Origin of the sequence: Streptomyces sp. rh34, from assembly GCF_002551245.1 — a bacterium.
Lineage (GTDB): Bacteria > Actinomycetota > Actinomycetes > Streptomycetales > Streptomycetaceae > Streptomyces.
Genome location: NZ_NTGZ01000245.1, coordinates 1 through 11,044 on the forward strand (window position 1 = coordinate 1; position 11,044 = coordinate 11,044).

Below are 11,044 nucleotides of genomic sequence, written 5' to 3' on the forward strand. Positions count from 1 at the left end.
GGTGCGGCGGACGGGGTCCGGTGGTCTGCTCACCGGGAGACCCGGGCGGCGACCCGGGTCGAACCTCGGGCCGGGCCCGGCCCGGAGGGCGGCTCCGGGTCGGGCCGATTGGGGGCCGATGCCGGCCGGGCGTCGAGGCGGCGTCTAGGCGGCGGTCGTGCCGCTCTCCTGCTCGCGCTCCACCTGCTCGTTCCATTCGCGCTTGACGGCACGCCAGGCGTCGTCGTTCTGGCCGAGACGCCAGTAACCCGAGATCGACAGCCGCGGCAGCGGGATCTGCCGCTCCACGCGCAGGTACCGGCGGATCTCCTTCACGAAGCCCGCCTCTCCGTGCACGAAGGCCTGGATCTCGCCCTCCGGGAAGTCCAGCCCCTTCACAGCGGCGGTCAACAGCTCGCCGACGGGCCGGTCGCCGCGGTGCAGCCAGGTCACGGCCACCCCGTCGGGCGTCACGATCTTCTGCTCCTCCGAGGCGTCCGACACCTCGACGAAGGCGTGCACGAGCGCACCCGACGGCATCTGCTCCAGCGCCGCCGCGATCGCCGGCAGCGCGCTCTCGTCGCCGACCAGCAGGTGCCAGTCCGCCGACGCCTCGGGGGCGTAACCGCCGCCGGGGCCGAGGAAGGTCACCTGCTCGCCCACCCGGGCCCGCTGCGCCCACGGTCCCGCGAGGCCCGCGTCGCCGTGCACGACGAAGTCGACGGCCATCTCCCGGGCGACCGGGTCCCACGAGCGCACCGTGTACGTACGGGTGGTGGGCCACAGCTCGCGCGGGTACCGCTCCCGGATCGCGGCCATGTCGAACGGGTGCGCGTAGTCCGCGCCCTCGGGCGCGAAGCACAGCTTGATGTAGTGGTCGGTGAAGCCGGAGAGGGTGAAGTCAGCGAGCCCTTCGCCGCCGAGGACCACCCGCACCATGTGCGGGGTGATCTGCTCGGTGCGCACGACCTGCGCCCCCTGAGCCGTGGGTCCTTGCCGGGCCGGCCGCTCTGCCACGAGGTACTCCCTGGTTCGAAAACGTGAGCTTAGGTATGCCTAAGTTAACACCTCAGTGCTGAAGGGTGGTCAGCAGTCGCTGAAGCGCTCCGCCCAGCCCCCACTGGTCCGCCAGCGCCTCCAGGGCGGCCGGGTCGCGCGGCTCGCGGGGCAGTGCCGGGTCGAAGTCGGGCAGGGGGACGTCCCCGGCCACCCGGACCACCTTCGGCGCGACGGCCACATAGGCGCGCGACTCGTCCAGCCGCTTGCGTTGCGAGGGTGTCAGCTTCGCCTTCGGGTCGTCCACCGCCGCCATGATCCCGTCGAGATCGCCGTACGCGTCCAGCAGCTTCGCCGCCGTCTTCTCGCCGATGCCGGGGACGCCCGGGAGTCCGTCGCTCGGGTCGCCGCGCAGCAGTGCCAGATCGACGTAGCCCGCGCCGTCCACGCCGTACTTCTCGCGCAGCCACGCCTCGTCGGTCAGCTGAAGGGTGCCGACGCCCTTGAGCGGGTAGAGCACGCGCACCTGACGGGCGTCGTCGACCAGCTGGTACAGATCGCGGTCGCCGGTGACGATGTCCACCGGCCCGGTCGCCCGCCCCGTGAGGGTGCCGATGACGTCGTCCGCCTCGTACGGCGTGACGCCGACCCGGGCGATCCCGAGGGCCGCCAGCACGTCCTCGATGATCGGGACCTGCGGGGACAGCGTGTCGGGGATCTCCTCCTCGTCCGTCTGTCCGGCGGGCGTCTCCTCGGCGACCCGGTGCGCCTTGTACGTCGGGATCAGGTCGACCCGCCACTGCGGACGCCAGTCGTTGTCCCAGCAGGCGACCAGATCGTCCGGCCGGTGGTCCTGCACCAGGCGGCCGATGAAGTCGAGGAGGCCGCGCACGGCGTTCACGGGCGTACCGTCCGGCGCGCGCACCGAATCGGGCACCCCGAAGTAGGCACGGAAGTAGAGGGAAGCGGTGTCGAGGAGCATCAGGCGTCGCGTCACAGACCCGATGATGCCCCACCGCACCCACAGTCGCCCCGAGTGACCGCTTGCTGCCGCTCCGTCGCAGGTCAGTGACGTGGATCACTGTTGTGTTTGGGTTGTGTAAGCGAGGGCAGGCGCGCCATCGGAGCGAACCACGTCGCATTTTCAACTAGTGCATGTGCCACGCGGACAGAGCCCGCACCGCTCCACGGTCTGCCGGAGGGGGTGGCAGACCGTTTTCGGTTCAACGCGTGAGGTGTATGTGTCCAGGCTGCAAGCCGAACACTTGTACAAAGTCTTCGGAAGACGACCCGATGAGGCAGTGCGAAAGCTCGAGAGCGGCTCCGGCCGCGACGAGTTGCGTGCCGAGGGAACGACCGCAGCGGTGATCGACGCCTCGTTCACCGTGGAGCCGGGGCAGATCTTCGTCGTCATGGGGCTGTCCGGCTCGGGCAAGTCCACCTTGCTGCGGATGCTCAACGGTCTGCTCGACCCCACCGCGGGCCGGGTGCTGTTCGACGGCCAGGATCTGACCGCCCTGAGCCCCCGCGACCTGCGGCACGTCCGCTCCACCAAGATCAGCATGGTGTTCCAGCACTTCGCGCTCTTCCCCCACCGGAGCGTCCTGGAGAACGCCGCGTACGGCCTGGAGGTCCAGGGCGTGTCGCGCGAGGAGCGTGAGGTGCGCGCCACCGAGGCGCTGCGGCTGACCGGCCTCGAAGGCTGGGAGAAGTCCTGGCCCGACGAGCTCTCCGGCGGTATGCAGCAGCGCGTGGGCCTCGCCCGCGCGCTGGCCACCGACGCCGACCTGCTGCTCATGGACGAGTCCTTCAGCGCCCTCGACCCGCTGATCCGCCGTGACATGCAGGACCAGCTCCTGGAGCTCCAGAAGCGCCTGAAGAAGACCATCGTCTTCATCACCCACGACCTGAACGAGGCCATGCGCCTGGGCGACCGGATCGCCGTGATGCGCGACGGGGAGATCGTCCAGCTCGGCACCGCCGAGGACATCCTCGTCACCCCGGCCAACGACTACGTCGCCTCCTTCACCCAGGACGTCGACCGCTCCCGGGTGCTCACCGCGGGCGCGATCATGGCCGAGGCGCACACCGTGATGGGCACCAAGGCGGCGGACGGCAAGGAACTGCGCACCCCGCAGGACGTGCTGGCCGCGGCCCCCGCCACGGTCCCGGAGTCCACGCCGATCATCGACCTGTTCACGCCCTGCTCGCAGAGCTCGAACCCGGTCGCCGTGACCGACGCCAAGGGCAAGCTCGTCGGCGTCGTCCCCAGCTCCCGGCTCCTCGCCGTCCTCGGCGAGCCGATGACCCCGGCCGAGGCCCCCCACGACACCGAAGCCGCGGCAGCGGACGGCGTGAAGAAGGTGGCCAGTGTTTAGGCTCCCCCTCGGCGAATGGGTCGACTCCGCGGTCGACTGGCTGCAGACCCACCTCGCCTGGCTCTTCGACGCCATCAGCTCCGTCGTCAGCGGCATGTTCGACGGCATAGCCGCCGTCCTGTCCGCCCCCGCACCGCTGCTCTTCGCGGGCATCGTCGCCGTCATCGCCTGGTGGCTGCGCGGTCTGCCCGCGGCCCTGCTCACCTTCGTCGGGTTCGCCCTCATCGACTCCGTCGAACTGTGGGACGAGGCGATGGACACCCTCACCCTGGTGCTCGTCGCGACACTCGTCACCCTGGTCATCGCCGTACCCCTGGGCATCTGGGCCTCCCGGTCCAGGACGGTCAGCGCGATCACCCGGCCGGTCCTGGACTTCATGCAGACCATGCCCGCCATGGTCTACCTGATCCCCGGCGTCATCTTCTTCGGCGTCGGCGTGGTCCCCGGCATCATCGCCACCATCATCTTCGCGCTGCCCCCGGGCGTCCGGATGACCGAGCTCGGCATCCGCCAGGTCGACGGCGAACTCGTCGAGGCGGCCGAGGCCTTCGGCACCACCTCGCGCAACACCCTGCTGCGCGTCCAGTTGCCGCTCGCCCTGCCCACGATCATGGCCGGAATCAACCAGGTCATCATGCTCGGCCTGTCCATGGTCGTCATCGCGGGCATGGTCGGCGGCGGTGGCCTCGGCGGCTCCGTCTACCGCGCCATCGGCAACGTCGACGTCGGCCTCGGCTTCGAGGCGGGCATCTCCATCGTCATCCTCGCCATGTACCTGGACCGGATGACCGGCGCGCTGGGCACCGAGGTCTCCCCGCTGGGCCGCCGCGCGGTCGCCAAGGCCCAGGCCATGGCGGACGGCTGGAAGATCTGGACCTACCGCCCGCAGCCCCGCATCGCGGCCGTCGGCATCGTCGTCCTCGCGCTCGTCGCGGGCAGCATGAGCGTCTTCGGCGGCGGCTCCAAGGACGACACGGCCGGCAAGGCGGCGCTGATCGGCGACGGCAAGAAGGTCAGCATCGGCTACATCCCGTGGGACGAGGGCATCGCCTCCACCTTCCTCTGGAAGGAGATGCTGGAGCAGCGCGGCTTCGAGGTCGACGTCAAGCAGTACGAGGCCGGCGCGCTGTACACCGGTATGGCCAACGGGCAGATCGACTTCCAGACCGACTCGTGGCTGCCGGTCACCCACGCCAGCTACTGGGCGAAGTACAAGGACCGCCTGGAGGACCTCGGCGCGTGGTACGCCCCGACCTCGCTGGAACTCGCCGTCCCCGCGTACATGAAGGACGTCCAGTCGATGGACGACCTGAAGGGCCGGGCGTCCGAGTTCAAGGGCCGGATCGTCGGCATCGAGCCGAGCGCCGGCGAGATGGGCCTGCTCAAGGACAAGCTGCTGCCGGGCTACGGCCTGGACGAGGAGTACAAGCTCATCGACGGCTCCACGCCGTCCATGCTGGCCGAGCTGAAGCGCGCGTACGCCAAGAAGGAACCGATCGTCGTTCCGCTCTGGTCGCCGCACTGGGCGTACAACGAGTACGACCTCACCAAGCTCAAGGACCCCAAGGGTCTCTGGGGCGAGGGTGACGGCGTCCACACCCTGGCGCGCAAGGGCTTCTCCGCCGAGAACCCCGTGGTCAGCAAGTGGCTCAAGGACTTCAAGATGAGCGAGAAGCAGCTCACCAGCCTTGAGGCCCAGATCCAGAAGTCCGGTTCCGGCAAGGAGCAGGAAGCCGTCCGCACCTGGCTGAAGGACAACCCGGGCGTCGCCGACAAGTGGTCCCCGGTCCCGAAGGACGCCAAGGCCGACGGCGGCAAGGACGAGCGTGACCGTGCCGTCGAGGTCGCCTGGTTCCCCTGGGAGGAGGACATCGCCGCCACGTACCTGTGGAAGGCGGTCCTGGAGGAGCGCGGCTACAAGATCAACCTCAAGCAGTTCGAGGTCGGCCCGATGTACGCCGCGATGTCACGCGGCCAGATCGACGTGCAGTTCGACGGCTGGCTGCCGTACACCCAGAAGAATTACTGGGACAAGTACGGCGACAAGCTGACCGACATCGGCTCCTGGTACGGGCCGACGTCCATCGAGGTCGCCGTCCCCGACTACGTCAAGGACGTCAAGACCCTCGACGACCTCAAGGGCAAGGGCTCCGACTTCAAGGGCCGGATCGTCGGCATCGAGCCCGGCACCGCCACCATGGAGAACCTCAAGAAGAACGTCCTGCCGAGTTACGGCCTGGACAAGGAGTACGAGGTCCTCGACTCCTCCACGCCCGGCATGCTGGCCGAGCTGAAGCGCGCGTACGCCAAGAAGGAGCCCATCGCGGTCCTGCTGTGGACCCCGCACTGGGCGTACAACGAGTACGGCATGACCAAGCTGAAGGACCCGAAGAAGGCGTTCGGTGAGGGCGACCGGCTGCACACCATCGCCTCCAAGGAGTTCCCGAAGCAGTACCCGCAGCTGACGAAGTGGTTCAAGGACTTCGAGCTCACCGAGAAGCAGCTCGGCGGCCTGGAGAACGAGATCCAGAAGCGCGGCGTGGGTCACGAGGAGGAAGCCGTGAAGGCCTGGATGGACGACAACCCGGGCATCGCGGACACCATGGCGCCCCAGTAAGGGCCCACGGGCACGAAAGCAGCAGGTCGTCAGGGGTGGCCCCCGCCTTCGGGCGGGGCCACCCCTTCCGGCTGCCCGGGGGGCGTTTACCGGACGTCGTGCGCAACCATGTGCGTAAGGTGCTGGCAACCGGGAGGATGGCGGAGGCGGGAGGGAGCCGGGACATGGACGACAAGGACACACCGCGGGTGGGCGCCGCCGTCCGCCGACGACGCAGAACCCTGGGACTCACGCTGGCCGCGGTCGCCTCGCGCAGCGGCCTCTCCGTGCCCTTCCTCAGCCAGATCGAGAACGAGCGCGCCCGCCCCAGCGCCCGTTCCCTCGACCGGGTCGCCGAAGCGCTGGAGACCACCACCAAGAAGCTTCACGCCGCCGCCGACTCCGCGCGCGCCGTGGACGTCGTCCGGGCCGAGGAGGGCGAGGGCGTACGCCGCCTGGTGCGCGGCCGGCATCAGCTCAGCGCCCTGGAGTTCACCGGCGAACCGGACCTCGGGCGCGAGTTCCAGCACCGCAACGACGAGTTGATGTACGTCGTCGAGGGCGCCGTCGACGTCGAGGCCGAGGGCCAGGTCCACCGCCTGGAACACGGCGACACCCTGTTCCTCTCCGGCGGGGTCCGCCACCGCTGGCGCGCCACCGTGCCCGGCACCCGGCTGCTGGTCGTCTCGGTGGCCGAACACATCGACGCCACGTTCGACTCGCGCCGCTGAGGCCGTACGCCGCCCGTACGGCGCCGAGTCCGTACGGCGCCGAGTCCGTACGGCGCCGAGTCCGTACGGCGCCGCGCCCGTACGGCGAGTGTCCGTACGAGGTGAGCCCGCCCCTCCACCCGCGAAAGGCCCGCCCGTGCGCGTCGTCTCCCTGGTCCCCTCGCTCACCGAGGCCGTCGCCCGCACCGCACCCGGGCTGCTCGTCGGCGTCACCGACTGGTGCACGCACCCCAGGGACCTCACCGCCGCCCGCATCGGCGGCACGAAGAACCCGGACGTGGCCGCGATCGCCGCCCTCGCCCCCGACCTCGTGATCGCCAACGAGGAGGAGAACCGGGCCCCCGACCTCGACGCGCTCCGGGCGGCCGGGCTCGACGTCCTGGTCACCGAGGTCCGCACCCTGGATCAGGCCCTCGCCGAACTGCACCGCGTCCTCGTCGACGGCTGCGGGCTCGCCAGACCCCGCTGGCTGGACGAGGCGGAGGCCGCCTGGGCCGCGCTGCCCCCGCCCTCCTGGAGCCCGCGCCCCGCCGCCGTACCGATCTGGCGCAGGCCCTGGATGGTGCTGGGCCGCGACACCTTCGCCGGCGACCTCCTTGCCCGTCTCGGCATCCGCAACGTGTACGCCGACCACGCCGAGCGCTACCCGCGCATCCCGCTCGACGAGCTGAACGCCTCCGGGGCCGAGCTGATCGTGCTGCCCGACGAGCCCTACCGCTTCACCGCGGACGACGGGCCCGAGGCCTTCCCCGCCCTGCCCGCCGCCCTCGTCGACGGGCGGCTGCTCACGTGGTACGGGCCGTCGCTGGCCGAGGCGGCACGGGCGCTGCCGTCAGCGCTCCGCTGAGCACCCCGAGCGCCGTCCGCGTCCCGGCCGCCGCCCACGCCGCGACCAGGGCGACGTACAGCGCCACCGCCAGCCAGGTCAGCGCGTCGAGACCGGTGTGCCGCGCCAGACCCGCCGCGCCCGTCACACACGTACCGACGGGGAAGGTGAACGCCCACCACGTCATCGCGAACCCCATCCCGTTCCGCGCGGCCCGCACCACCATCGCGGTCGCCAGGGCCAGCCACAGCAGCGCGAAGCCCATCACCGGCACCCCGTACAGCACGGCGAACGCGCCGAACGCGGAGGCGTAGGGGGCCCCGACCGCCCCCGGGGCGGCGTCGGCCAGCTGGTTGACGGCGGTCGTCGACTGCCCGAGCGGCCCCAGCACCAGAAACAGCGTCGGGGTCAGCGCGAGCGGCAGCGGACCGTGGTGGACCAGCCGGGAGAAGACCAGCGGCAGCACCACCAGCGTGGCCAGCAGCGACAGGCCGAACATCGCGTAGCAGGCCAGCAGCAGCGCCTCGCGCCCCTGCCCGGCGGAGACGTGCGGCACCAGCAGCGCGCCCTGCGAGGCCGACACCATCGGGGCGACCAGCGGCAGCAGCCAGACCGGCGACGCGGTCCCCGGCGCGGGACGGTGGCGTACGACCATCAGATACGGCACCGCGACAGCGGCCACCAGACCGACCGCCGTGCCCGCCACGAACAGCACCACATCCACCGCGAGCGCCGCCCGCGCGCCCACCACGTCCTGGCCCACCGTCAGGGTGGCCCCGCCGACGGCCATCAACGCCATCGACAGACAGCCGTAGAACGGGGCGACGGCCGGGTCCAGGAGATGGGCGCGGGCCTGGTCGCGGTGGCAGAGCCAGTGCCCGGCCCGCGCGGTGAGGACGGCCAGGAGCAGCACGGCCGACAGCGCCCACACCACGGTGCACGCGGCGCGCAGTCCGGGAACGTCCACCGGAAGCATCGCCCCGGCGCCGGCGACGATCGCGGTGCCCATGACGCTCGCGTACCAGTTGGGGCCGATGTGCCGCAGCGACGGCAGCCGCGTCGAGTCGCCGGACGCCTCCGCCGGGAGGGTCGGAAGCGCGGTGGGCGGCGATGGGACGGCGGTCCGGGTCTGCGGAAAGATGGCCATGCCACGATTCTTCGCGGTCGGGCCCCCGCCCACCAGGGACCTCGCCTCTATGAGGTCATAAGCTGGATTTATGACCGGCGACGACACCCACGTACCCCACGTCCCCCTCTCCCACCGGGTCCCCGACCTCGGGGCGCTGGAGCTGCTCCTCGCGGTCGCCCGGCACGGCAGCCTCGGGCGGGCCGCCCGGGAGGTCGGCATCACCCAGCCCGCCGCCTCCAGCCGCGTCCGGTCCATGGAGCGACAGCTCGGCGTCGCCCTCCTGGACCGTTCCCCGCGCGGCTCCCGGCTCACCGACGCGGGCGCGCTGGTCACCGACTGGGCGCGCCGGGTCGTCGAGGCGGCGGAGGCCTTCGACGCCGGCGCCCAGGCGCTGCGTGACCGCCGCGACTCCCGGCTGCGGGTCGCCGCCAGCATGACGATCGCCGAGTACCTGCTGCCGGGCTGGCTGATCGCCCTGCGCGGGGAGCGCCCGGACACCGCGGTCTCGCTCCGCGTCGGCAACTCCGCGGACGTCGCCCGCCGCCTGGTCACCGGCGAGGCCGACCTCGGCTTCGTCGAGGGCCTGTCGATACCGGAGGGCCTCGACGGCACCGTCATCGCCCACGACCGCCTCGTCGTCGTGGTCGCCCCCAGCCACCCCTGGGCCCGCCGCCGCGCCCCGCTGCTGCCCGGTGAACTCGCCGCCACCCCGCTGATCCTGCGCGAGCACGGCTCCGGCACCCGCCAGGTCCTGGACGCGGCGCTCGCCGTGCACGGTGGGCTGGCCCGGCCCCTGCTGGAACTCTCCTCCACCACGGCGGTCAAGGGCGCGGCGGAGAGCGGCGCGGGCCCCTGCGTCCTCAGCGAACTCGCCCTCGGCGAGGAGCTGTCGTCCCGCCGCCTCGTCAAGGTCCCCGTCGCGGGCGTACGGCTGCGCCGCCAACTGCGCGCCGTCTGGCCGGGGGGCCACCGCCCCACCGGCCCCGCCCGCGATCTGCTGTCCCTGACCGGCCGCGACGCCTGACCCCGCGAACCCCGGCCGCCGTGTCCGAGCCGGACCCTAGAGTGGTGGCATGAGCTACGCGACGCCGCCCGGCTGGTACCCGGACACGGGCGCACCCGGCCACGAGCGCTGGTGGGACGGCACGGCCTGGACCGTGCACACCCGCCCGCTCGCCGCTGCCCACGCCGCACCGGAACAGTCGCCCGCGCCCGCGGCGTTCGGCCCGCCGTCCCTTCCGCTCCCGCACCAGCGCGACCCCCGGGGCGAGGCCGCCGGCGGCAGCCGGACGAAGGTCCTGGCGATCACGCTCTCCGGGGTGCTGGTCCTGGGCGCGGCCGTCGCCGGCGCCGTGCTGCTGGGCCGCGACGAGGGCGGTACGCCGGCGGCTCCGACGACGACCACCTCGCCCCCGGCCCCCGTCACCGCCCCCACGGCCACCGCCTCCTCCGCCGAGCCCGCCCCGGAGGAGGACCCCACCGTCCTCGTCGACCAGCTCAACGGGATCACCCTGCCGGTGCCCAAGGGCTGGGAGAAGCCGGAGAGCACCTCCGACGACGCCCCCACCATCCGCACCGAGCAGTCCTACGACTGCCCCGGAGGCGCGTCGTTCTGCTACCACGGCACCGTCTCCACCCGCACCGCCCGGGGCGGCGAGACCGATGCCAGGACCCTGGCCGAGGCCGACATCGTCACCGCGGCCGACAGGGCCTACGAGGAGGACAACCTCGGCCGGCGCACCCACGGCGGCATCACCTCCCACAAGGTGCTCAAGGCCCAGGAGCTGACCGTCGCCGGCCGCACCGGTTACCTGGTGCGCTGGCAGGTCGCCACCGGCAAGGGGCCAGGCGGGTACGTGCAGTCCCTCGCCTTCCCCTCCTCGGTGGGCACCGGGACGCCGGTGCTCGTCCGGTTCGCCTTCGACGCCGAGGTCCCCGGCCTGCCGCTGTCCCTGATGGACACGATCACCCGGGGCATCCGCCCGCTCGGCGACAGCGCGACGAGCGGCGGGGTGGGCGCGTCCATCGGCCCCTGACGCGCCGGACCCGGTGCGGTGCCCGGGGTCGGAGGAAGGCCGCCCGCCCCTCGCCCGCGTTCCCGGGGTCAGAGGAAGGTCTGCCCCTCGCCCCGGTACGTCGGAACGCTCGCCGTGACCCGGTCGCCCTCGATCAGGTGCAGCGCGTCGAAACGCTCGCACAGTTCCCCGGCCTTGGCGTGCCGGAACCAGACCTTGTCGCCGATCAGCAGGTCGTCGGCGGGGGAGCCCAGCAGCGGCGTCTGCACCTCGCCCGCACCCTCCTGCGCGTCGTAGCGCAGCCCCTCCGGCAGATACGGCACCGGCGAGCGGTCGGCACCGGCCGCGCCGGACGCCGGATAGCCGCCACCGAGCACCGTCACCACGCCCACAC

Annotated in this window: 9 protein-coding genes and 1 pseudogene; 6 read left to right on the forward strand and 4 right to left on the reverse strand. The window is 72.0% G+C overall.

Annotated features, from left to right (window positions below; genetic code table 11):
- Positions 1-144: 144 nt before the first annotated feature.
- Together CR470_RS30495 and CR470_RS30500 are read right to left on the reverse strand one after the other, a co-directional pair.
- Positions 145-996 carry a siderophore-interacting protein gene (locus CR470_RS30495; protein ID WP_097870719.1) on the reverse strand — a complete coding sequence of 284 codons (852 nt, stop codon included), beginning with the start codon at positions 994-996 and terminating at the stop codon, positions 145-147.
- A 52-nt stretch (positions 997-1,048) separates the two neighbouring features.
- Positions 1,049-1,957, reverse strand: a complete 909-nt coding sequence (locus CR470_RS30500) for a 5'-3' exonuclease (RefSeq protein ID WP_179892425.1) — start codon at positions 1,955-1,957, stop codon at positions 1,049-1,051.
- A gap of 319 nt (positions 1,958-2,276) precedes the next feature.
- Here CR470_RS30500 and CR470_RS30505 point away from each other — a divergent pair, with 319 nt between their 5' ends.
- The 4 genes from CR470_RS30505 (at position 2,277) to CR470_RS30520 (ending at position 7,527) form a co-directional block, all read left to right on the forward strand.
- Positions 2,277-3,353, forward strand: a complete 1,077-nt coding sequence (locus tag CR470_RS30505; RefSeq protein ID WP_097870721.1) for a quaternary amine ABC transporter ATP-binding protein — start codon at positions 2,277-2,279, stop codon at positions 3,351-3,353.
- Positions 3,346-5,970 (forward strand): ABC transporter permease/substrate binding protein, encoded by a 2,625-nt coding sequence (locus CR470_RS30510; protein ID WP_097870722.1) that lies wholly within the window; start codon positions 3,346-3,348, stop codon positions 5,968-5,970. Before CR470_RS30505 ends, CR470_RS30510 begins: the two co-directional genes overlap by 8 nt.
- A 164-nt stretch (positions 5,971-6,134) precedes the next feature.
- Positions 6,135-6,680: a helix-turn-helix domain-containing protein gene (locus CR470_RS30515; protein ID WP_097870723.1), complete on the forward strand. Its 546-nt coding sequence runs from the start codon at positions 6,135-6,137 to the stop codon at positions 6,678-6,680.
- Between the two features lie 136 nt (positions 6,681-6,816).
- Positions 6,817-7,527, forward strand: coding sequence for a helical backbone metal receptor (locus tag CR470_RS30520; RefSeq protein WP_097870724.1), 711 nt, complete (start codon positions 6,817-6,819; stop codon positions 7,525-7,527).
- Here CR470_RS30520 and CR470_RS30525 read toward each other — a convergent pair.
- Positions 7,466-8,653: a TDT family transporter gene (locus CR470_RS30525; protein ID WP_097870725.1), complete on the reverse strand. Its 1,188-nt coding sequence runs from the start codon at positions 8,651-8,653 to the stop codon at positions 7,466-7,468. The two genes, CR470_RS30520 and CR470_RS30525, sit on opposite strands and share 62 nt — an antisense overlap.
- 70 nt (positions 8,654-8,723) lie before the next feature.
- On the opposite strand from CR470_RS30525, the gene CR470_RS30530 reads away from it, so the two are divergent.
- Together CR470_RS30530 and CR470_RS30535 are read left to right on the forward strand one after the other, a co-directional pair.
- Entirely contained in the window at positions 8,724-9,659 is a 936-nt protein-coding gene (locus tag CR470_RS30530; RefSeq protein WP_097870726.1) for a LysR family transcriptional regulator, read from the forward strand.
- A 49-nt stretch (positions 9,660-9,708) separates the two neighbouring features.
- Positions 9,709-10,671: a DUF2510 domain-containing protein gene (locus tag CR470_RS30535; RefSeq protein ID WP_097870727.1), complete on the forward strand. Its 963-nt coding sequence runs from the start codon at positions 9,709-9,711 to the stop codon at positions 10,669-10,671.
- A 68-nt stretch (positions 10,672-10,739) separates the two neighbouring features.
- On the opposite strand, the pseudogene CR470_RS30540 reads toward CR470_RS30535, so the two are convergent.
- A pseudogene (locus tag CR470_RS30540) lies at positions 10,740-11,044 on the reverse strand (amino acid deaminase/aldolase); the annotation flags it as partial.